The organism is Haloterrigena gelatinilytica (genome assembly GCF_013342145.1).
In the GTDB taxonomy this organism is placed as follows: Archaea; Halobacteriota; Halobacteria; order Halobacteriales; family Natrialbaceae; genus Haloterrigena; species Haloterrigena gelatinilytica.
Genome location: NZ_JABUQZ010000001.1, coordinates 765944 through 786231, shown reverse-complemented (window position 1 = coordinate 786231; position 20288 = coordinate 765944). Strand labels below are relative to the sequence as shown.

Annotated in this window: 21 protein-coding genes; 14 read left to right on the top strand and 7 right to left on the bottom strand. The window is 67.2% G+C overall.

Annotated elements, in window-relative coordinates; all coding sequences use genetic code 11:
• The first annotated feature begins 5 nt into the window (after positions 1-5).
• The 3 genes from gvpO to HTZ84_RS23095 all read left to right on the top strand — a co-directional run bounded on the left by gvpO (position 6) and on the right by HTZ84_RS23095 (position 2041).
• Positions 6-569, top strand: a complete 564-nt coding sequence (gene gvpO / locus HTZ84_RS03860; RefSeq protein ID WP_174679473.1) for a gas vesicle protein GvpO, halophile-type — start codon at positions 6-8, stop codon at positions 567-569.
• 120 nt (positions 570-689) lie between these two features.
• A complete protein-coding gene (locus tag HTZ84_RS03855; RefSeq protein ID WP_174679472.1) occupies positions 690-1043 on the top strand; it encodes a CHY zinc finger protein in 354 nt (117 codons plus the stop codon).
• 431 nt (positions 1044-1474) lie between these two features.
• Positions 1475-2041 (top strand): S1C family serine protease, encoded by a 567-nt coding sequence (locus HTZ84_RS23095; protein ID WP_309138849.1) that lies wholly within the window; start codon positions 1475-1477, stop codon positions 2039-2041.
• 22 nt (positions 2042-2063) lie between these two features.
• Here HTZ84_RS23095 and HTZ84_RS03845 read toward each other — a convergent pair whose 3' ends face one another.
• Complete coding sequence (locus tag HTZ84_RS03845; RefSeq protein WP_174679470.1) at positions 2064-3479, bottom strand: winged helix-turn-helix transcriptional regulator; 1416 nt, start codon at positions 3477-3479, stop codon at positions 2064-2066.
• A gap of 141 nt (positions 3480-3620) precedes the next feature.
• On the opposite strand from HTZ84_RS03845, the gene mutS reads away from it, so the two are divergent.
• Entirely contained in the window at positions 3621-6344 is a 2724-nt protein-coding gene (gene mutS, locus HTZ84_RS03840; RefSeq protein ID WP_174679469.1) for a DNA mismatch repair protein MutS, read from the top strand.
• A 20-nt stretch (positions 6345-6364) separates the two neighbouring features.
• On the opposite strand, the gene HTZ84_RS03835 is transcribed toward mutS, so the two are convergent.
• From HTZ84_RS03835 to HTZ84_RS03825, 3 genes are all read right to left on the bottom strand, one after another.
• Positions 6365-6889, bottom strand: a complete 525-nt coding sequence (locus HTZ84_RS03835) for a GNAT family N-acetyltransferase (protein ID WP_174679468.1) — start codon at positions 6887-6889, stop codon at positions 6365-6367.
• Between the two features lie 124 nt (positions 6890-7013).
• Positions 7014-7460 (bottom strand): DoxX family membrane protein, encoded by a 447-nt coding sequence (locus HTZ84_RS03830; protein WP_174679467.1) that lies wholly within the window; start codon positions 7458-7460, stop codon positions 7014-7016.
• A 173-nt stretch (positions 7461-7633) separates the two neighbouring features.
• Positions 7634-8326 carry an MBL fold metallo-hydrolase gene (locus tag HTZ84_RS03825; RefSeq protein ID WP_174679466.1) on the bottom strand — a complete coding sequence of 231 codons (693 nt, stop codon included), beginning with the start codon at positions 8324-8326 and terminating at the stop codon, positions 7634-7636.
• 140 nt (positions 8327-8466) lie between these two features.
• Between HTZ84_RS03825 and HTZ84_RS03820 the strand changes: the two genes are divergently transcribed.
• Positions 8467-9462 carry a terpene synthase family protein gene (locus HTZ84_RS03820; RefSeq protein ID WP_174679465.1) on the top strand — a complete coding sequence of 332 codons (996 nt, stop codon included), beginning with the start codon at positions 8467-8469 and terminating at the stop codon, positions 9460-9462.
• A 51-nt stretch (positions 9463-9513) separates the two neighbouring features.
• Here the strand turns inward: HTZ84_RS03820 and HTZ84_RS03815 are convergent, their stop codons facing one another.
• Both HTZ84_RS03815 and HTZ84_RS03810 read right to left on the bottom strand, forming a co-directional pair.
• Positions 9514-10719: a cystathionine gamma-synthase gene (locus HTZ84_RS03815; RefSeq protein ID WP_174679464.1), complete on the bottom strand. Its 1206-nt coding sequence runs from the start codon at positions 10717-10719 to the stop codon at positions 9514-9516.
• A 90-nt stretch (positions 10720-10809) separates the two neighbouring features.
• The gene (locus tag HTZ84_RS03810; protein ID WP_012943548.1) at positions 10810-11499 is read right to left on the bottom strand and encodes a helix-turn-helix domain-containing protein; all 690 of its coding nucleotides are present in this window, start codon (positions 11497-11499) and stop codon (positions 10810-10812) included.
• A 222-nt stretch (positions 11500-11721) separates the two neighbouring features.
• Here HTZ84_RS03810 and HTZ84_RS03805 point away from each other — a divergent pair, with 222 nt between their 5' ends.
• From HTZ84_RS03805 to HTZ84_RS03765, 9 genes are all read left to right on the top strand, one after another.
• Positions 11722-12030, top strand: coding sequence for a 50S ribosomal protein L21e (locus HTZ84_RS03805; protein ID WP_012943549.1), 309 nt, complete (start codon positions 11722-11724; stop codon positions 12028-12030).
• Between the two features lie 6 nt (positions 12031-12036).
• The gene (locus tag HTZ84_RS03800) at positions 12037-12393 is read left to right on the top strand and encodes an RNA polymerase Rpb4 family protein (RefSeq protein ID WP_174679463.1); all 357 of its coding nucleotides are present in this window, start codon (positions 12037-12039) and stop codon (positions 12391-12393) included.
• A 46-nt stretch (positions 12394-12439) separates the two neighbouring features.
• The gene (locus tag HTZ84_RS03795) at positions 12440-13036 is read left to right on the top strand and encodes a DUF655 domain-containing protein (RefSeq protein WP_174679462.1); all 597 of its coding nucleotides are present in this window, start codon (positions 12440-12442) and stop codon (positions 13034-13036) included.
• 459 nt (positions 13037-13495) lie between these two features.
• Entirely contained in the window at positions 13496-14353 is an 858-nt protein-coding gene (locus tag HTZ84_RS03790; protein ID WP_174679461.1) for a 16S ribosomal RNA methyltransferase A, read from the top strand.
• A gap of 97 nt (positions 14354-14450) precedes the next feature.
• Positions 14451-15653, top strand: coding sequence for a mechanosensitive ion channel family protein (locus HTZ84_RS03785; protein WP_174679460.1), 1203 nt, complete (start codon positions 14451-14453; stop codon positions 15651-15653).
• Positions 15654-16235, top strand: coding sequence for a HemK2/MTQ2 family protein methyltransferase (locus HTZ84_RS03780; RefSeq protein WP_174679459.1), 582 nt, complete (start codon positions 15654-15656; stop codon positions 16233-16235).
• Between the two features lie 199 nt (positions 16236-16434).
• A complete protein-coding gene (locus tag HTZ84_RS03775; protein WP_174679458.1) occupies positions 16435-17436 on the top strand; it encodes a 5-methyltetrahydropteroyltriglutamate--homocysteine methyltransferase in 1002 nt (333 codons plus the stop codon).
• Positions 17433-18509 carry a methionine synthase gene (locus tag HTZ84_RS03770; RefSeq protein WP_174679457.1) on the top strand — a complete coding sequence of 359 codons (1077 nt, stop codon included), beginning with the start codon at positions 17433-17435 and terminating at the stop codon, positions 18507-18509. Before HTZ84_RS03775 ends, HTZ84_RS03770 begins: the two co-directional genes overlap by 4 nt.
• A 237-nt stretch (positions 18510-18746) precedes the next feature.
• Positions 18747-19364, top strand: coding sequence for a nitroreductase family protein (locus tag HTZ84_RS03765; RefSeq protein WP_174679456.1), 618 nt, complete (start codon positions 18747-18749; stop codon positions 19362-19364).
• A gap of 150 nt (positions 19365-19514) precedes the next feature.
• On the opposite strand, the gene HTZ84_RS03760 is transcribed toward HTZ84_RS03765, so the two are convergent.
• Positions 19515-20111: a hypothetical protein gene (locus HTZ84_RS03760; protein WP_174679455.1), complete on the bottom strand. Its 597-nt coding sequence runs from the start codon at positions 20109-20111 to the stop codon at positions 19515-19517.
• Between the last annotated feature and the right edge of the window lie 177 nt (positions 20112-20288).

Genomic DNA, 20288 nt, shown 5'->3' with positions numbered 1-20288 from the left:
CGCCAATGGCCGAAGCCGATACCCAGCAATCAGCGGAGCAAGCCCAGGACCAGTGTCGGGCGCTGACCGAGGACGGCGAGCGCTGTTCGCGGCCGGCCCAGGAGGACGGCTTCTGCTATCAGCACGACGAGAGTGATCCAACAGTGAGCGACAGTCAAGCAGTCGAAGACGAACAGGACGAAGCGGCACAGGACGACGAACGGCAGTCGCAAGCCCAGAGTCAGGAGCTGGGCTCGGTCGACATGACCGACGAGGAAAAGAGCGACCCCGAGGACGTAGACGCCGACGTCGACACCGACCACGACGAGATCGCGGGCGTCCTCGCGGTTCGCCGGACCGTCCAGTCGACCGCCGGCGAACTCATCGGTCGGGAGTTCGACGCCGTCAGCGAGATCTCGCCGACCGACGACGGCTGGCGCGCGGTCGTCGAAGTCGTCGAACGCCGAGCCGTCCCCGACACGCAGGACATCGTCGGTCGCTACGAGATCGAACTCGACGAGAGCGCGACCGTCCACGGCTACCGTCGTCTCGACCGCTACCGGCGCGGCGACACGACGACGTTCGAGTAACGGATCACCGCGTCGCAGCCGTCCGACACCGGTCAGTCGGGCACCGAGAGCCGTCGCTGTCGCCAACGCGTCCGTCGAAACTCCGAAGTCCCGTCCGCCCGTCGGTTCGACCGACGATCCGTGTCTGACCCTTCCGTTCGCGGCGTCGACGTCGATTCCGAGACCCGGTGTGCCCACTACCGCACCGAGCGCGACGTCGTCGCCTTCAAATTCTCCTGTTGCGAGCGCTACTTTCCGTGCTATCGCTGCCACGCCGAGACGACGGACCACGAGGCCGTCCCGTGGCCCCGCGATCGGTTCGACGAGCCCTCGGTGCTCTGTGGCGTCTGCGAGACCGAACTCACGGTTCCCGCGTACCTCGAGGCCGACTACCGGTGCCCGTCGTGTTCGGCGCCGTTCAATCCCGGTTGCGAGGCGCACGCCGAATTATACTTCCAAACGGACTCCCCGGAACGAGACGAACGGACGGGATAACGGAGTTCGGAGCCCCGTTCTCGTAGAAAATCGGTTCGAACACAGTCCGAAGAGGGAAGCACGCGTGTCCGCTGGCCGATAATCTATTTAGTCCGTTATCCGAGAATTCCGGTATGGCTAGACCGTCCAGACGGAACGTTCTCACGGCCGGATCGACAGGACTCCTCGTCGGGCTCGCGGGCTGTGCTAGCCTCGGCGATGGGAACTCAGGGCGAAACGCGACTACCACTTCGGAATCCGATCCGGAAGAGCCGTCCAGAGCGGAACTCGTGGCCCGGATCGAAACGCTCGAAGAGACGATTGCGGCGAAAAACGAGCGTATCGAAGAACTTGAGGATCGGAACGAAACCGACTCCGCGACGAGTCCGGAGTTCTCCCGAGACGTTTTCGAGCGGGCGAAAACGACGGCGAGGAACGCCCGAAGTGCCGTCGTGACGGTGCGCGGCGCGAGTTCCGGAGGGACCGGCTGGGTACTCGACGCCGAGAAGGGCCACGTCGTGACGAACGCCCACGTCGCGATCAACGACGAGTCGTTTACCATCGGAACGTTCGACGGGAAAACCGGCACTGCGACGCGCGTCGGGTATCACCGGGAGATGAGACCCGATCTCGCGCTCGTTCAGACGGACCTAGACGGGTTATCGGAGTTCTCGATCGGCGACGAGTCGACGCTTCGTGCCGGCGATCCGCTGTTGACGATCGGTCATCCCGGCCGGTACGGTGACTGGGTTATGTCGATCGGTCGATACGATAGCTACCGGTCGGTTAGCGATTGGATACTATCGACCGTACCCACGTCACAGGGGAATAGCGGCGGGCCGTTGTTCACGCCAGACGGCGACGTCGTCGGTGTAATCAGCGGGACGACGCGATCGGGCGAGACGGAGGATTACTCGAAATCGAACGAGCTGTACGCCGAATTCCCTGAGATCCGCGAGTTGACGACAGGTAATCCGGTGACGACGTTGATGGACTCGGTAAACGAGTGGCTTGAGTAAACGGTCGTCCGAGAGCGGTGTCTTAGTCGTCCGCCGGCGCCGACGGCGACGCCGTTTCGTCCTCGAGCGACGGCTCTGTCTCGCTCAGCGCCGCCTCGACCGTCGGGACGAGTTCGTTGATCATCGCTCGGCCGTCCTTCTCGCGGACGACCAGTCCGTCGTCGGCCAGCGCCGAGAGGTGGTGTGAGACGGTACTCGGATCGCGCTCGAGTTCGTCGGCGAGGCGGCCGTTCGGCGCCGAACCGAGGTCCGCGAGCGTCTCGAGCACCGCCCGCTTGGCGGGCTCCGCGAGGGCGGCGTGGAGTTCGGCGTCCTCGACGGTCGGCCCGCCGTCGCCAGGCGCCGCCGCGGCCTCGTCCGCGAGGAAGTACCGGCGCTTGCCGTCGACCTTGGCCGTGGCCACCAGCCCCTCCTCGTCGAGGATGCGGACGTGGTGGCGGACCGTCGAGAGCGCGACGCCGCTCTCCTCGCTGACCTGCGAGAGGTAGCAGCCGGGGTCGGCCGCGATGGTCTCGTAGATCGCCCGCCGGCGGTCGTTCTCGAGGGGGTCGGAGTCGTCGTAGCGACTGTAGCCGAGGATCGAGAGGAGCTTCACCGGGAGCAGCGAACCGAGACGGCGGAGGTGTCGCAGGACGGATTGACCGAGCCAGTTCGCTGTGAGACCGGTCGCGCCGCCTGCAGCGCCAGCGGACCCCGCGCCAGCGCCGGCCGAACCGGCGGCGGCACCCGCGCCGGCACCCCCCGCTGCAGCCCCCGCGGCGGTGATCGTGCCGAGCAGGCCGACGAGGACGACGTCGGCCGTCGTCGAGGTTCCGTCCGGAATCGGGGAGCCGTCGGTACTGCCGTAGTCGCCCGCGCTCGCAGCGTCGTCATCGCCGTCACCCGCGCCGTCGCTCGAGTCGGTCGACGCGGACGCCGACACCTCGAGGCCGACGGACTCCGTTCCGATCGATCCGTCGAGTTCGGCGTCGCCGTCGAGCGCGTCGCTCGAGTTCTCGAGCAGCCCGTCGGCCGTCTCGTTAGCGGCGGCGTCCACCGCGTCCCTCGTCTCGTCGGTCGTGTTCGTCACCGTTCCGGACCCGTTCTCGAGGGTGGCTTCTGTTTCGTCGATCGAGTCGTCGCTCTCGTCGGTTACGTTTCGGAGTCCGTCCGTCCCGCCGTCCCGTTCGGCAGCCGTCCCGTCGTCCTCGTCGGCGGTCTCGTTCGTCGCGTTCCCGCCGCCGTCGATCGTCCCGTCGTCGGCGTTCTCGAGGTCGTCGCTTACGTTTGCCAACTCGTCGTCCGTCTCGTCGACGGATCCGGTGAGCGAATCGTCGGTCCCCAGGGACGCGGCGCCGCCGGTCGCAGCGGCGACGATCCCGACCGTACCGGCGCCGCAGACGAGGAGGGTGACGAGACAGACGAGGACGCGACTCGCGGTCGACGAACGGGCGGTCATGCTATTCGTGTGGGGTTGTGCGGTCGAGCGTAATACGCCTTTTCCGTTTCCTGAAAGTCGTGTGACTAGACCAGTCTCGGAATCGGACCGTTCGGCGCCGATCCAGCAAGCTATTTCCGCGTCCGACGGCGGTATTCGGGTATGGATCCGGCGCTTGGCCCTCCGGAACAGATGGCCGCAAAGCGCGACGAGCTGACGCCCATGATGGCGCAGTACCACGACCTCTGTGCCCGCTACGACGACGCCATCGTGCTCTTTCAGGTGGGGGACTTCTACGAGACCTTCTGCGGCGCCGCCGAGCGCACCGCTCGCCTGCTCGAGATCGCCCTGACCAGCCGCGAGGACTCCACCGGCGAGTACCCGATGGCCGGCATCCCGATCGACAACGCCGAGTCGTACATCGAGGAGCTGCTCGAGGCCGGCTACCGCGTCGCCGTCGCGGACCAGGTCGAAGAGCCCGGCGAGACCTCCGGCGTGGTCGAGCGGGCGGTCACCCGCGTGATCACGCCCGGGACGCTCACCGAGGACGAACTGCTCTCGAGCGACGACAACAACTTCGTCGCGGCGATTTCCCGGGAGGGCGAGCGGCTCGGGCTCGCCCTGCTCGACGTCTCGACGGGCGACTTCTACGCGACGAGCGCGACCGCCCCCGAGTCGATCGCCGACGAGGTGAGCCGCTTTGCCCCCTCCGAGGCGGTCGTCGGCCCCGACGCGCCCGCCGACCCCGTTCCCGACGACTGCATGGTGACGCCGTTCGACGCCCGCGCCTTCGACCGCGAGCGGGCCGGGGAGAAGCTCGCGACGTACTTTCGCAACCCCGACGCCCTGCTCGCGGCGGACGCCGAGATACGGGCCTGCGGCGCCTTGCTCGCGTACGCCGAGTACGTCCGCGGCGGCGAACACGAGGGCGAACGCGGCGACGTCGACGACGAGGAGCGCGTCGAGGCGGTCTTCGAGGGCGACGCCGAGCAGCGCCTCGAGTACATCACCCAACTCACCCGCTACGATCCCCGCGAGTACCTGCTGTTAGACGCCGTCGCCCTGCGCAGCCTCGAGCTGTTCGAGCCGCGGACGGTCCACGGCCGGGACGACGCCACGCTCGTCGGCGTGCTCGACGAGACCGCCAGCGCGCTCGGGGGTCGCAAGCTCAGGGACTGGATCCGCCGGCCGCTGCTCGAGCCCGCGCGGATCGAGGCCCGCCACGACGCGGTCGCCGAGCTGAAATCGGCCGTGCGGACCCGCGAGCGACTCCACGACCGGCTGCGGGAGGTCTACGACTTGGAGCGGCTGATCGGGCGCATCTCCCGCGAGCGAGCCAACGCCCGGGACCTGCGCTCGCTGCGCGACACGCTCGCGGTCGTCCCCGAGATCAGGGAGCAGTTGGCCGACGCGGACTGCGAACGCCTGCGGAGCCTCCGCGAGAACCTCGACCCGCTGGCGGACGTCCGCGAGTTGATCGAGGACGCCGTCGTCGCGGAGCCGCCGATCGAAATCACCGAGGGCGGGATCATCGCGGAGGGGTACGACGACGACCTCGACGACCTCCGGGGGACCGCTCGAGACGGCAAGCAGTGGATCGACGATTTGGAAGAGCGCGAGCGCGAGCGGACGGGCATCGACTCGCTGAAGGTCGGCCACAACTCCGTTCACGGCTACTACATCGAGGTGACGAACCCGAACCTCGATGCCGTCCCCGAGAACTACCAGCGCCGGCAGACGCTGAAGAACTCCGAGCGGTTCGTCACGCCGAAGCTCAAGGAGCGCGAGGACGAGATCGTCGGCGCCCAGCAGCGGGCCGACGAGCGCGAGTACGAACTGTTCTGTGAGGTCCGCAGCGACGTCGCCGCCGAGGTCGAACGCGTGCAGGGACTGGCAGAGGCGATCGCGGCCCTCGACGCGCTCGTCTCGCTCGCGACCGTCGCGGCCCAGTACGACTACTGTCGCCCCGAGATGCTCGAGCGCGACGGCCGGGACGGCCTCGAGATCGACGTCGAAGGAGGCCGGCATCCGGTCGTCGAGCGCACCCAGGAGTCGTTCGTCCCCAACGACGCGCGACTGACGAACGACCGACGGCTGGCCGTGATCACGGGCCCCAACATGTCGGGGAAGTCGACCTACATGCGCCAGGTCGCCCAGATCGTCCTGCTCGCGCAGGTCGGGAGCTTCGTCCCGGCCCGCGCGGCCAGGCTGACGCCCGTCGATCGGATCTTCACCCGCGTCGGCGCCAGCGACGACATCGCGGGCGGGCGCTCGACGTTCATGGTCGAGATGGACGAACTCGCGACCATTCTGCGCGAGGCCGACGAGCGCTCGCTCGTCCTCTTAGACGAGGTCGGCCGGGGCACCTCGACCGCCGACGGCATGGCCATCGCGCAGGCGATCACCGAGCACCTCCACGACCGGGTCGGCGCGACGACGCTGTTCGCGACCCACCACCACCCGCTGACCGAACTCGCCGACGAGCTCGAGGCCGCGTTCACGCTCCACTTCGAGGTCGACGAGGACGACGGCGAGGTCGTCTTCCACCACGAGATCGCCCCCGGCGCGGCGACGGGCTCCTACGGCGTCGAGGTGGCGACGGCCGCGGGCGTCCCCGAGACCGTGGTCGAGCGCTCGCGGGAACTGGTCGCGGAGGCCGCCGGTGACGACGTCGACGACGGTGAATCGATCGAAGAGCGTGAAGACACGGGCGACGCGGACGCCTCGGCCGAACCGACCGACGACGTGGCTGCTGCGGCCACTGCAGACGGAGGCGACATTCCTACCGACGTCGCCGCCGAACTCCGGGCGCTGGACCTCGCCCACCTCACGCCCGTCGAGGCGCTAACCGAACTGGATCGACTGAAGCGACTGCTCGAGGAGTGACGGCGGGTTTCGAACCGCCGTCACTCGCCGTCGAGGATCGATTTCCGATAAAACACCAGTTCGAACGGCTCGCCGAATCCCTCGATCCGCTCGCGCGCCGCTTCCTCGTACCCCAGCGTCTCGTAGAGCCCGCGGGCGGCGGTCTGTGTCGGCCTCGTATCGAGGACGATCTGCGTCGCTCCCCGCTCGCGAGCGCGTCGCTCGAGTTCCGTCGCGACCCGCCGACCGTAGCCGCGGCGCTGATAGCCCGGATCGACGCGCATCCGGGTTAGTTCGACCGTCGACTCCGGGAGGTCGGGGAGGACCTGGGCGACGAAGTCCGTCCCGTCGACCGGCCGGAACGCGCCCATGGCGACGATTCGCCCCTCGCGCTCGCCGACGAGGAACTCGCCGCCGCTCTCGAAGTACGTCTCGGTGACGGTCTCGAGGTCCTCGTCCGGAACGTCCGCGACGTAGGCCCCGACGTCTCGCATGGCCGTTTCGTGTAGCTCCCGGATCCGATCGGCGTCCGCCGGTTCGAATCGGCGAACGCGGAGGGCGGACATCTATCGCTCCCGCCGCGACGGACGGAACGCGCGATCGACGGTGCGGCTCACGGATTGTTATCACCTCTCCAACGTGAAAAAGGGTGGATACTCGAGGCGTATCGCGTATGCGCGGGCGACGGGACTACGTCTCTCGCTGGCCGACCTCGAGGAACGCGAGGGCCGCGCCCAGCAGCGCGGTGTTCTTCAGGAAGTGGGTCAGCTCCTGTTGTTGCTGTTGGGGATCGTCCTCGTTCCAGAAGTCGTGCATGATCGGCGTCGTCCCGATCAGGAAGCTGGCGATCGCCGCGGCGCCGGCCGCCGGGGCCCGCCAGAGGGCGACGCTGATGCCGCCCAGCAGGAGACTCCCGCTGACCGAGGGCACCGTCACGCCGGGCAGCGGCGCGTCCTTGGCGTCGGCGTAGTCGATCCGCCCCTCGAGTTGCCGGAGATTGTCGACGGCCGTGAACGCGAGGACGCCGCCGAAGAGGACCCGCCCGAGGCGGAACAGCGGCCGCGCGGTTACGTCCGAGTCCGACGCCGATTGAGAGTCGCCGTCGCTCTGCTGTTCGGATTGGGGGAGAATGCTCATTGCCGATTCGAAACGCGGTCGCGAACGGGTTAGGTGCACTCGTAGCAACTGCAGGCGTCGGTCTCGCCGTCTCCGCCCGGCCCCGCACATGTTGTCCGCGCCATTTGCGGACGACCGACTGTGACAACCGCCGGTCGCGTCGGTCGTCCCGTACCTGCGGGCGGCGACGTCCGTCAGTCCTCGAGTCCGCGCTCGGAGAGTTCTCGGATCCGTTCGCTCCCGCTGTCGACGTAGCCGCCGTGGTAGCAGACCACGTGCTCGATCTCGCGGTCGGCCAGTTCTCCAACCGATTCGAGGGCGCGATCCGTGTCGGGGGTGAACTCGGGCTTCGGGCCCGACAGCGAGCCATCATCTCCGTCCGCGACGAGGGCGTCGCCGGCGATCAACAGACCGTCCTCCGGGAAGTGCAGGGAAATATGTCCGGGCGCGTGGCCCGGCGTCTCGAGGACCTCCATCGGGCCGGCGAGGGTCGGAATCCGGACGCCGCCGGCGAGTTCCAGATCGACGTCGGCGGGGGGATAGCGATCGCCGTCGCCCTTGATCGGGTCCCGTTCCCCGGCGATGTACGGCGCCTCCTCGCGGTGGGTCGCGACGACCGCGTCGACGGCCTCGAGCAACTCGTCGAGTCCGCCCGCGTGATCGGCGTCGTGGTGGGTGAGAACGACGAGCCAGATGTCCTCGAGGGCGTAGCCGAGCGACCGGAGGTGCGTTCGAAGGCCTTCGAGCGCGCCCTCCGGGCCGGCGTCGATCAGGACCGGTCCGCGCTCGGTCTCGACCAGCGTCGGGGTGAGCGTGATCGTTCGACTACCGTACTCGACCGTGATCGGGAGCGTGTGGACGCCCGCCTCGCGTTCGTCTGCCGGCATACTCGAGTCGTTCGCTCCCAGCACGAAAGGACTGTCCGTCCGATGTCCTCGCGTCGCTCGTCGTGGGGCGCCGACAGCATATTACGATTTAAACAATTAGCAAAAAACATTTTTAGTTTCAGTTATCTTTTGAGTGAACGATGGTAGCCGAGTCGCGGTTCCCCAGCCTCGAGGACGAGATTGATCCGTTTGCGAACGCACCGACGCGGACGCTCTCGGAGACGGTTCGGCCGCTGGCCGACGCCTACGACGACCGGATCGGCGATCGGGACCGATCCACGTGGCGGTGGTTCGACGCGGTCGAACCCGAGTTTCGCCTGTCGTGTGTCGACGACGAGCGCGGGCGGCGCGTTCGCGACGCGAAGGTGCTCGCCACGATGTTCATCACCGTCATCGACGACGTCGCCGAGCGACACGGCGACCGGGCGACCCTCGAGGAACTGCTGCTCGTCCCGTTCGACTCGCGGCCCGCCGATCCGACGCGCGACGGCGTCGACGGCGCGTACGTTCGATTCCAGCAGGAGCTCTGGGACGCGCTGCTGTCGCAGTTCAGGGAGAGCCCGCGGGCCGCGGAGTTCGAGCCGCTGTTCCGGTTCGACGTGCGGCAGGCGCTCCAGTCGGTCGACTACTCGGCGCTGCTGGCCCGGTATCCCGGCCTCGCCGGCGAGCGCGAACTCCGGACCTACGACGTCTACAACATGATGCTCTTCCCGTTCGCCGACATCGATCTCGCCAACGCGCCCGAGTTCGAGCGACGCGATCTCTCGACCGTTCGGGACGTCGTCGCCCGCGGCCAGCGGATGGCGCGAATCGGGAACTGGATCGCCTCCTGGGAGCGCGAACTCGCCGAGGGCGACTACAGCTCCGGCGTCGTGGTCCGCGCCCTCGAGTCCGGCGTCGTGTCGATCGACGAACTCCGTGCGCTCCAGCAGGAGCCGTCCGAGGAGGCGGTCGGTGCGATCGCCGACCGGATCCGCGACGCCGACATCGAAGCCGCGTTCGTCGATCGGTGGCGCCGCGAGTACGAGCGGGGCGCCGACTACTGCGGCGAGATCGCGTCCGTCGACGTTCGGGCGTACCTCGACGGGTTCGTCCCGATCTTCCGCTCGCAACTCGCCCGTCGGGGCGGGGCCTGACGGCTCGCGCGAGCGCGGCGCCCGGAAGCGCGACCGCCGGAATTCGGGCGGCTATTCCAGCGCCGTCTCGATCGCGCTCTCGAGGTCGCCGATCAGGTCGTCGACGTGTTCGATGCCGACGCTCGCGCGGATGAGGCTGTCCGAGAGGCCGGCCTCGAGCCGTTCCTCGCGCGGAATGGCGGCGTGGGTCATCGGCGCGGGCTGTTCGATCAGGCTCTCGACGCCGCCGAGGCTCTCCGCGAGCGTGAAGACCTCGGTGTTCGAGACGACCTCGCTGGCCTCCTCTAAGCTCGCGTCGAGTTCGAAGCTCAGCATGCCGCCGAAGTCGTCCATCTGCTCGGCGGCGATCTCGTGGCCCGGGTGGGACTCGAGGCCGGGGTAGTAGACCCGATCGACGTCGGGGTGGTCGTCGAGCCACTCGGCGACGGCGCGGGCGTTCTCGCAGTGGCGATCCATGCGGACTGGCAACGTCTTGGTGCCCCGGAGGACGAGGAAGCACTCGAAGGGACCCGGCGTCGCGCCGACGGAGTTCTGGTAGAACCCCAGCCGCTCGTCGAGGTCGGCGTCGTTGGTCAGCAAGGCGCCGCCGACGACGTCGGAGTGGCCGCCGAGGTACTTCGTCAGGGAGTGGGAGACGATATCCGCGCCCAGATCGAGGGGGCGCTGGAGGTACGGCGTCGCGAAGGTGTTGTCGATCGCACAGAGCGCGTCGTTGTCGTGGGCGATCTCGGCCGCGCCCGCGATGTCGACGATCGACATGAGCGGGTTCGTGGGGGTCTCGAGCCAGAGCAGTTCCGTCTCGTCTCGGAAGGCCGCCTCGATCTCGTCGAGGTCGGTCATATCGACGAACGAGAACTCGATGTCGTACTCCTCGTAGACCTGCGTGAAAATGCGGTGGGTACCGCCGTAGACGTCGTTGCCGGTGACGACGTGGTCGCCGGCCTCGAGGAGGTTGAGCACGGTGTTGATCGAGGCCATTCCGCTGGCGAACGCGCGGCCGTAGTCGGCGTTCTCGAGGCTCGCGAGGTTTTCCTCTAAGTCCGTCCGGGTCGGGTTCCCGGTCCGGGAGTACTCGTAGCCGCGGTGGTCGCCCGGCGCGTCCTGTTCGTACGTGGAGTTCGCGTGAATCGGCGTCATCAGCGCGCCCGTTTCGGGATCGGGCTCCTGCCCGGCGTGGATCGAGCGGGTTTCGATTCGGCGCGGCTCCTGCTCGCCGCGTTCGTCGACGCCGTCACCGTCGCTGTCGGAGTCGTCCATACCGGCCCAACGACCTCGAGCCGGGTGACTCTTGCTCCTTCGAGGCGGTCGCGACTCCGGCGGGCCGCCCTCGAGTGGCCGGGAGCCGCCTCACTGGAGCTGTCGTCGCTTCGGCGACTCCGTGACCGAGGCCGAGACGACGTGATCGACGAGTTTCGCCTCGATCTTCCGGAGGTGTTCGCCGACCGTCCCGCCCGCGATGCCGACCTCGCGGCCGATCTCCTCGTAGGTCGTCTCCCGTGGCGAGCCGTAGTAGCCGAGTTCGATCGCCGTCTCGAACAGCCGGCGCTGTTTCGGCGTGAGCGACGCGAGGAAGACGTTCTCCTCGGGTTCGAACGGCTGCTTCGTCTCGAGGGTGAGATCGACGGTGTCGGGCACGACCGACCGCGCCCGCTGGAACGACTCCTCGGTGGCGAACAACGACACCTTGAGGTCGCCACCGCGGACGTACGTCAGCGGCGGGTCGAGGAACACCTGAAAGTCCCGCGTCACCCGCAGGAGTTCGCTGACGGTGTCGTTGGGAACGAACCGCGAACAGACGAAGATTCGGTCGCCGAACTCCTCGATCCAGTAGCCGAGCGAGCCGAGCTCCTCGTCGACGAGCGCCTCGACGCGTTCGAACTCCCCCGCGAGTTCGTAGACCATCACCCCGAGCCCGTCGGGGCGGAGACGGATCCGGTGGATCGCCACGCGGTCGACCCCTTCGCGGCGATCGATCCGCTTTTCGAACGGATGAAACCACCCTCCCTGCGGCGAGAGCCGAAGTTCGTACTGACGCATCAATGCGTATGAATACCACAGGACCTCTTCAATAAACACCCACTACGCTCCCAGTGAGCGGGAACCGGCCGACCGACCACGCTCGCTCCGGCGATCAGCCCGCGGCGCCGTCCGGTTTCGCCGTCACTACCGCCCGACGGCGGGCCGATCGGCTCGTCGCCGCCACGTTCGTACGAATACGTGCGTTTTATAACGCCGACCGGACAACACCGTCGTACGACTATGCCGAACTCTAATGGCCCTCGTCAGGGATCCCGTAGAAAACTCTCGAACGAACCTCGAAACCGCGGCACCTCGTCGCCACAGCGCGCGATTCAGGAGTACGAGGAGGGCGAGAAGGTCCACCTCAAGATCGACCCGAGCGTCCCCAACGGCCGCTTCCACCCGCGCTTCGACGGACAGACCGGCGAAGTCGTCGGCAAACAGGGCGACGCCTTCAAGGTCCAGATCAGCGACCGCGGCAAGGAGAAGACGCTGATCGTCACCGCCGCGCACATGCGCGCCCAGAACCAAGAGAAGTCCCGGATCTGAGCGAGCATGACGATCTTCAAGGAGATCGTCGACGAGGAGTTCCTCACGGTCTCGGAAACGAAGGAGCTGCTCGCCGACATCGAAGCCGAACGGGCGTTAGACGAGGATCGGGAGCTGCCGTACGAGCTCGCACGCGCAGTCGAGCACGTCAACCGGTTTACCGTCCTCGAGCCCGCCGAGGCACAGGACCTCGTCGACCAGCTCCAGGAGTTAGAGAAGGTCGACGAACCGACGGCGTACAAGATCGCCAACCTCCTGCCGCGCAACCGCGACGAACTCCGCTCGGTGTACGCACAGCAACGGTACTCGCTGTCGGGCGACGAACTCGACGAGATCCTCAACGTCGTCGCCCAGTACGCCTGACCGCGGGCCGACTCTTTAAGTACGCCGTCGCCGTATGGTTATGACAATGACCGAATCCGATAGCGGCGAGGCGGACGTCCGTCGCGCAGTCGTATTGGACTATCTCGCGCACGGGCTCTCGGACGACAGCCGTCCGCAGTACGAGAAATCGCCGGCCGGCTACGCTCTCGAGACAGACAACTTCGAGCTCTATCAGGTCGCGTTCGACGAGGACGAGCGGCTCACGATCGGCAGCGAGGTCGTCGTCGAGCCCGCCAGCGAACGCGACGTCGTCACCGAAGCTCGGCGGGTCGAGTACGAGGACCTCTCCTCGGGCGCCCAGTCGGAACTCGAGTACGTCGTCGCAGACCTCGTCGAGGACGAGGAGGAGCGGTTCGTCGACTTCTACAACGACGCCCAGCCGATCACGCTGCGGCTCCACCAGCTGAACCTGCTGCCGGGGATCGGGAAGAAGCTCCGCAACGGCATCCTCGACGAACGCAAGCGAAAGCCCTTCGAGAGCTTCGAGGAGCTCTCCGAACGCGTCTCCGGGCTCCACGACCCCGACGAGATTCTCGTCGAGCGCATCCTGGAGGAACTGCGCGACGACGACCTGAAGTACCAGACGTTCGTCGGCCGGCGCGAACAGGAGCAGAACCAGTAGCGCGGTCGCGGTCTCGAGGATTCTTCCGGAGACATCTCCCGCCAGACGCATCTATCGCCGACCCAAGCTCGTATAGTGACCTGCAAACTGTCCGCGGAATCGATCGGCACGGCGCGGTTCCGATCCTGCGACGACTGTGGAGCGACGCCGCTCCCGACGAGGTGCTCGAGTACTATGAAGGAGTACAAACGATCCCTATACAACCGCTATCGCAGTCGTACAGGTGGAGGCGGTACCACAGCGGTCAAGTCCGAGCGTTGCACCCGCGAACGAACGAAGCGAGTGAGCGGCCTTTTTCATCGAAGTTTTTGCGCCTGCGAGGGACGTGGGTCCCTCGAGCCGTGCGAACGGGAGCTGCGCTCCCGTGAGCAGAGAGTGGTTCGCCTGCGGCGAACCCGACGCGGAAAAAGTTCGTGGGAAGACGGTGCGTTTACACCCGTCCCCGCGCAACCACGGGCAATGAGAGACCCAGACGGACTGATCGCGCGGGCGGGCGTCCGCGGCGATCCGGACCGGGACCAGCACTTTCTGGTCGACGACCGGGTGCTGGACCGACTGCCGACCTACCTGCAAGAGATCGACGCCGACACGAACCACGTCCTCGAGATCGGCGGCGGGACGGGCGCGCTGACGGACCGCCTGCTGGCGATGGGCGACGAGGACGACGAAGTCACCGTCGTCGAACGCGACCGGGAACTCGCGGAGTTCCTCCGCGAGGAGTTCGCCGACGAGATCGCGGCCGGCGACCTGACGGTGATCGAGGGCGACGCCCTCGAGGTCGACCTGCCCGAATTCACGGCCTCGCTTTCCAATCTCCCCTACGGCGTCTCAAGCGAGATTACCTTCCGCTTACTCCCCGAGGGACGCCCCCTCGTCCTCATGTTCCAGCGGGAGTTCGCCGAGCGGATGGTCGCCGAGCCCGGCACGTCCGAGTACGGCCGGCTCTCGGTGTCGACCCAACACTACGCGGCGCCCGAAATCGTCGAAACGATCCCCAAGGAGGCGTTCTCGCCGCCGCCGGCCGTCGAGAGCGCGGTCGTCAGACTCGAGCCTCGCGACCCCGACTACGAGGTCGGCGACGAGGCCTTTTTCCTGCGGTTCGTGAAGGCGCTGTTCACCCAGCGGCGGAAGACGATCCGGAACGCGATCCGCAACACGGCGCACATCACCGGCCTCGAGGCCCCCGACGCGGTCGTCGAGGCGGCCGACGAGGAACTCCTCCGGAAGCGGGCCGACGCGATGGCGCCCGCGGAGTTCGCGGCGCTGGCCGAACTCGCGGCCGAGGTGGGCGAGCCGAACGAGGCCCGAGCGCAGTGAGCGCCGCGGCGGGAGCGAAGCGGCCCGGTTCCGATCGCGCTCGACCGACGGATACTCAAGCCTGCGCGAACCAGTCGCTCGAGAGACGCGTGATCCCATGTCCGTGCCACTGACCGTTTTCAATCGGTTGTCGGACGCGTTCGGGACCGAGTTCCAGATCGCGGCGACGATCGCGGTGGTCGCCGCGCTGCTGGCCGTGCTGCTGTCCTATCGACGGCTCCAGGACTGGCTCTGCGAGCGGTCCAAGCCGCTGTACGCCGACATCGCGTCGACGGCCGTCCTCATCGCGACCTGCGTGATCACCCTCAGCGTCGTCCTCGAGGTATGGAACCTCACCGGCGACGCCTACACGCTCTACTCCGAAGGGCTGGGGCTCGATGAGACGGTCTTCGTCCAAGCGGCGGTCACGTTCATTCTCGTCATCGGGACGCTGATCGTCACGCGGTTCGTCAAGCGAGTTATCGCGGAGGTGCTGAGTTCGGCGTCGGCGGTCACGGACCACCAGCGCGAGGTCACCCACCGGATCTCGCAGGTGATCATCTGGTCGGTGTCGCTGGTCGTCATCCTCGGCGTCTGGGTCGACGACCTCGGCGGCCTGCTGGTCGGGGCCGGGTTCCTCGGTATCGTCGTCGGTATGGCCGCCCGCCAGACGCTCGGCACCGTCCTCGCGGGCTTCGTCCTGATGTTCGACCGGCCCTTCGAGATCGGCGACTGGGTCGAGGTCGAGGACCACGAGGGGATCGTCACCGACATCTCGATCGTCAACACCCGCATCCAGTCGTTCGACGGCGAGTACATCATGATCCCCAACGACGTCATCTCCTCGAGCGCGGTCACGAACCGCTCGCGGCGCGGTCGGCTTCGCATCGATATCGACGTCGGGGTCGACTACGCGAGCGACGTCGAGCGGGCCGCCGAAATCGCCAGGACGACGGTCGAGAACCTCGACCGATCGCTGACGGCGCCGTCGCCCCAGGTCGTCAGCAAGTCCTTCGGCGATTCGGCGGTCGTCCTCGGCGTGCGGTTCTGGATCGATAACCCGTCCGCCAGACGCCGCTGGCAGGCCCAAACGGCCGCGATCAACGAGATCAAGGCGGCCTTCGAGGACGAGGGGATCAAGATTCCGTACCCGCAGCGCGAACTGTCCGGCCGGGCCGAAACGAACGGCTTCCGGATCAACGACGGCGAAACTCGAGCGAGCGATCCCGGACAGGCGGGCGACGGTGACGAAACGGACGCACGCGACGGCGACGGCACGGAGCGGGAACCGAAACGGATGCCGCCGACGGAGGACGATTAAATGGGACTCGAGGATCAGCGCGACGTGGAAACGGACGTCTATCAACCGGCCGAGGACTCGCACCTCCTCGCGGACGCGGCCTGCGAGGCCCTCGCCGACGCCGACGAGGGCTCGGTCGTCCTCGAGGTCGGCACCGGCTCGGGCTACGTCGCGGGCCGGATCGACGACGAGACGCCCGCGCGCGTGATCGCCGCGGACCTGAACCCCCACGCGGTTCGGCAGGCCCGCCTCGCGGGCCTCGAGGCGGTCCGAGCCGATCTGGTCGCCCCCTTCGCCGACGGCGCCCTCGACGCGGTCGCCTTCAACCCGCCGTACCTGCCGACCGAGCCCGACAACGAGTGGGACGACTGGATGGAGCGCGCCCTCTCGGGCGGCGAGGACGGCCGCGCGGTCATCGATCCCTTCCTCGCGGACGTCGGCCGCGCGCTCGCGCCCGACGGCAGCGTCTACCTGCTGGTCAGCAGCCTCACGGGAGTCGACGAGGTGGTCGAGGAGGCCGGCGCACACGGCTTCAGCGCCGCCGCCGTCGCCGACGAGTCGTTCCCCTTCGAGACGTTGACGGTCCTCGAGTTGTTCCGGTAACCGAGACTACTGCGACCGTTCTCGGCAGTCGCTAACGGCTCGAGACTCGGCGATCGAACGGACCGAGACGGGTTTGCGGATTCTTCACAGCCAACGCGATCCGAACGGACGGGTGGACGGGCTCACCGGGAAGAATTACTCCAGTGTATTAGCAAGGATGGAAAATATTAAGCGTCGGTATAGCCTAGCCGATTCCACGATGACTGAGTACGTTTCGACCACGCCGGGGCTCTATCCGCTCCCGGACTGGGCGAAAGACGACCTCTCGGACCTGAAAGGCCACCAGAAACACGACCTCATCAGCGGCGACGAGGGCGAGGAGATCACCGCGGCCTACGAGGAGGCCCGGGAGGAAGTGATCGGCGTCCAGGAGGAGGCCAGCCTCGACCGCATCGTCGAGGGGCAACTGCGCTGGGACGACATGCTCGCCCACCCGCTGGCCGTCCACGACGCCGTCGAGACCCGCGGCATCGTCCGCTACTACGACAACAACAACTTCTACCGGGAGCCGGTCGTCCAGGACGACCTCGGCTTCTCCGGCGACGTCGCCGAGGAACTCGAGGCGACCGCGGAACTGACCGACGGCGACCTGCAGGCCGTCCTCCCCGGTCCGTACTCGCTGGCCGATCTCGCCACCGACGAACAGTACGGCGACGAGGCCGAGTTCCTCGGCGCCATCGCCGACTTCCTCGAGGGCGAGGTCGACGCCTTCCCCGAGATCGAGACGCTGTTCCTGCTCGAGCCGTCGCTGGTCGAGTCGGCCCCCGAGGACGGCCAAGACGAACGCGCCAGCGAGGCGATCGATCAGGTCGCGAGCGCGACCGACGCCGACGTCGTCGTCCAGCCCTACTGGGGGGCACTCGAGGAGAAGGTGTACGCGCACCTGCTCGACGCGGACATCGACGCGGTCGGCTTCGACTTCGTCGCGAACCAGGACGACAACCTCTACAACATTCAGGAGTACGGCGCGACCGACGACGTCGCGCTCGGCCTCGCCGACGGCCAGAACACGCTCGTCGAGGACCCCGAAGCGATCCGCGACCGGACCGAGTGGGTCGAGGGCCAGCTCGGCGTCACCGAGTTCGAGACGGTCTACCTGACGACGAACACGGAGACGTTCTACCTGCCCTACAGCAAGTACCAAGAGAAGCTCGCCGTCCTTGCCGAAGCCGCGGACCTCGCGGAGGTGACCGCCGCATGAGCGCGAGCGAGAACAAGGATCAGTTCCGACCCGAGAACCACGAGAACGACCACTTCCTGCTGACGACCGTCGTCGGCTCCTACCCCAAGCCCAAGTGGCTCAACCGCGCGAAGGAGCTCTACCAGGACGACGACCACGGGTTCGACGAGGACGACTACCAGGAGGCCAAGGACGACGCCGCCCGGCTCATCACGAACGAACACGAGCGCGCGGGACTGGACGTCGTCGTCGACGGCGAGATGCGGCGCAACGAGATGGTCGAGTTCTTCGCCCACCGCATCGAGGGCTACGAGTTCAACGGCCCCGTCAAGGTGTGGGGCCACAACTACTTCGACAAGCCCAGCGTCGTCAGCGAGGTCGAGTACGACGAGAGCTGGCTCGTCGACGAGTACGAGTTCACCGCCAGCGCCACCGATCGCCCGGTCAAGGTCCCGATCACGGGTCCGTACACGCTCGCGAGCTGGGCGTTCAACGAGGCCTACGAGGACGACGAGGAACTCGCCTACGCCCTCGCGGACCTCGTCAACGAGGAGATCGAGAAGCTCGTCGACGCCGGCGCCCGCTACATCCAGATCGACGAGCCCGCGCTCGCGACCACGCCGGACGACCACGCGATCGTCGGCGAGGCCCTCGAGCACATCGTCGCCGACATCGACGACGACGTTCGCATCGGGCTGCACGTCTGTTACGGCGACTACTCCCGCATCTATCCCGAGATCCTCGAGTTCCCCGTCGACGAGTTCGACCTCGAGCTCGCCAACGGCGACTACGACCAGCTCGACGTCTTCAAGGACCCCGAGTTCACCGCCGACCTCGCGCTCGGCGTCACCGACGTCCACGTCGCCGAGGTCGAATCGGTCGAGCAGATCGAGGAGAACATCAAGAAGGGCCTCGAGGTCGTCCCGCCGGAGCAGCTCGTCGTCTCGCCGGACTGCGGCGTGAAGCTGCTGCCCCGCGAGGTCGCCTACGGCAAGATGGAGAACATGGTGCAGGCCGCCCGCAACGTCGAGGCCGACCTCGACGCGGGTAACATCGACATCGAACGCGGCACGCCGACGCCCGCCGACGACTGACGCGGATTCCGCGGCGAGTCGCCGGTCGTTCGTTCCCTGCCGGCGACTTCGCCCGCGATTTCTTCGCTGCGCTCCGGTTTTGAGAATCGAACGCGGCCCCATCTCGTGGGAGAGGGTCACACCCAAATTTCCCGAAGGCCGACTGTTTAATCAATAGACACGAACACGACACGAGTGTTACCTGGTGACCCTCACGTCCGATAATATATACATAGTACGGGTTCGAATAAACTGTCGATGCAAGACACGTCCGAGAGCCGGCGCGAACTGCGCGACTCCGTCGCCGAACACCGCGATCCCGCCCACGATATCGACCCGCTGTTCGTCAACCGCTGGTCGCCGCGCGCGATGACCGGCGACTCGCTCGACGAGGAGGAGTACCTCCCGCTGTTCGAGGCCGCCCGCTGGGCGCCCTCGGCCTACAACAACCAGCACTGGCGGTTCCTGATCGCCGACCGCGAGGACGACGAGTGGGAGACGTTCACCGACCTGCTACTCGGCGGGAACGAGGAGTGGGCGACCGACGCCGCGGTCCTCGCGGTCATCGTCTCGAAGACGACGTTCGACCACAACGGCGAACCGGCGCCGGTCCACTCCTTCGACACCGGCGCGGCCTGGGAGAACCTCGCGCTCGAGGGCGCGCGCCGAGGGTTGGCCGTCCACGGCATGGCCGGCTTCGACTACGAGCGCGCGGCCGACGAACTGGACGTCCCCGAGGAGTACGCGGTCGAGGCGATGGTCGCGATCGGCGAGCGCGCCCCGCCCGAGACGCTCCCCGAAGAACTGCAGGACCGCGAACAGCCCAGCGACCGGAAGCCCCTCGAGGAAATCGTCCACCGCGGCGGCTTCGAGTAGCGACTCGAGCCGCGGAGCCACCTGTTTTCGTCGGGGACAGCTGATGCCGCCGAATCCGTCGAGAATCCCTCGGCTCCGCCGAGATACCGTCTGATGCGTCGAAATTCTCAGACGCCTCGAGACCGGCGAGTGGCCGAACGCTTACGGATCTCAGTCGAGGTCGATGGTAACCAGCGAGTCGGCGTTCCCGACGACGATCGAACCGTCGCGGCGGACGACGATCCCGTAGCCGAGCAGGGACAGTTCGAGAATTACGTCGTCGCCACCGCCGCCGTCGCTCCGGACCGACTCGTCGGCGGCGAACGTCACTGACTCGAGGCTCGATACGTCCGCCGGAAGTGCCGCGACCGTCTCCGACGGCACGTCCCGGATCTCACCTTCGACGGTGAACGAGAGCACGTCGGGACGGGAGTCGACCGACTCGCGTCCGTCGTTCGCGGACGACCGAAGCGCGTCGATCCCGTCCGCGAGATCCTCCCGGTCCGGCGCCGCGACGCCGACGTCGACGGTCTCGAGGCGGAGGGTCGCCGGGCCGGTCAGATCGAGCGCGACGGAGTCCGCGTCGCCGCCCGACACGGTCACGCGGACCGGGTTCACCGTCGTTCCCTCGAACTCGCCGAGCAGCGCCTCGGATACGCTCAGATGGCCCTCCACCGCGAATTCGAGCCCGTCGGGCGGTCGCGTTTCCACGACGACGTCCGACAGTCGAATGTGCTTCGCGTCGTCGAATCGGACTGTGTTGTTCATCCTCCCTCGGTGAGCGTACGGTCCGAGCGGGGGAAACGGTACCGCCGAGACTCGACGTGTACGGCGTACTCTTCCGCACACGAGCGCCTCCCCGATCGCTACCCGCAGTCGAATGCGATATAGCCACCTGCTACCTCGCGTGTAGCTAGGAAATATTTATACAATATAGAGTAATAT

Coding starts and splice junctions, on each gene's coding strand:
- HTZ84_RS03835 (WP_174679468.1), bottom strand. CDS start 6,889: ATGTCCGCCCTCCGCGTTCGCCGATTCGAACCGGCGGACGCCGATCGG.
- HTZ84_RS03810 (WP_012943548.1), bottom strand. CDS start 11,499: ATGCGTCAGTACGAACTTCGGCTCTCGCCGCAGGGAGGGTGGTTTCAT.
- mutS (WP_174679469.1), top strand. CDS start 3,621: ATGGATCCGGCGCTTGGCCCTCCGGAACAGATGGCCGCAAAGCGCGAC.
- gvpO (WP_174679473.1), top strand. CDS start 6: ATGGCCGAAGCCGATACCCAGCAATCAGCGGAGCAAGCCCAGGACCAG.
- HTZ84_RS03795 (WP_174679462.1), top strand. CDS start 12,440: ATGACCGAATCCGATAGCGGCGAGGCGGACGTCCGTCGCGCAGTCGTA.
- HTZ84_RS03775 (WP_174679458.1), top strand. CDS start 16,435: ATGACTGAGTACGTTTCGACCACGCCGGGGCTCTATCCGCTCCCGGAC.
- HTZ84_RS03845 (WP_174679470.1), bottom strand. CDS start 3,479: ATGACCGCCCGTTCGTCGACCGCGAGTCGCGTCCTCGTCTGTCTCGTC.
- HTZ84_RS03760 (WP_174679455.1), bottom strand. CDS start 20,111: ATGAACAACACAGTCCGATTCGACGACGCGAAGCACATTCGACTGTCG.
- HTZ84_RS03815 (WP_174679464.1), bottom strand. CDS start 10,719: ATGGACGACTCCGACAGCGACGGTGACGGCGTCGACGAACGCGGCGAG.
- HTZ84_RS03820 (WP_174679465.1), top strand. CDS start 8,467: ATGGTAGCCGAGTCGCGGTTCCCCAGCCTCGAGGACGAGATTGATCCG.
- HTZ84_RS03800 (WP_174679463.1), top strand. CDS start 12,037: ATGACGATCTTCAAGGAGATCGTCGACGAGGAGTTCCTCACGGTCTCG.
- HTZ84_RS03785 (WP_174679460.1), top strand. CDS start 14,451: ATGTCCGTGCCACTGACCGTTTTCAATCGGTTGTCGGACGCGTTCGGG.
- HTZ84_RS03830 (WP_174679467.1), bottom strand. CDS start 7,460: ATGAGCATTCTCCCCCAATCCGAACAGCAGAGCGACGGCGACTCTCAA.
- HTZ84_RS03765 (WP_174679456.1), top strand. CDS start 18,747: ATGCAAGACACGTCCGAGAGCCGGCGCGAACTGCGCGACTCCGTCGCC.
- HTZ84_RS03805 (WP_012943549.1), top strand. CDS start 11,722: ATGCCGAACTCTAATGGCCCTCGTCAGGGATCCCGTAGAAAACTCTCG.
- HTZ84_RS03790 (WP_174679461.1), top strand. CDS start 13,496: ATGAGAGACCCAGACGGACTGATCGCGCGGGCGGGCGTCCGCGGCGAT.
- HTZ84_RS03780 (WP_174679459.1), top strand. CDS start 15,654: ATGGGACTCGAGGATCAGCGCGACGTGGAAACGGACGTCTATCAACCG.
- HTZ84_RS03825 (WP_174679466.1), bottom strand. CDS start 8,326: ATGCCGGCAGACGAACGCGAGGCGGGCGTCCACACGCTCCCGATCACG.
- HTZ84_RS03770 (WP_174679457.1), top strand. CDS start 17,433: ATGAGCGCGAGCGAGAACAAGGATCAGTTCCGACCCGAGAACCACGAG.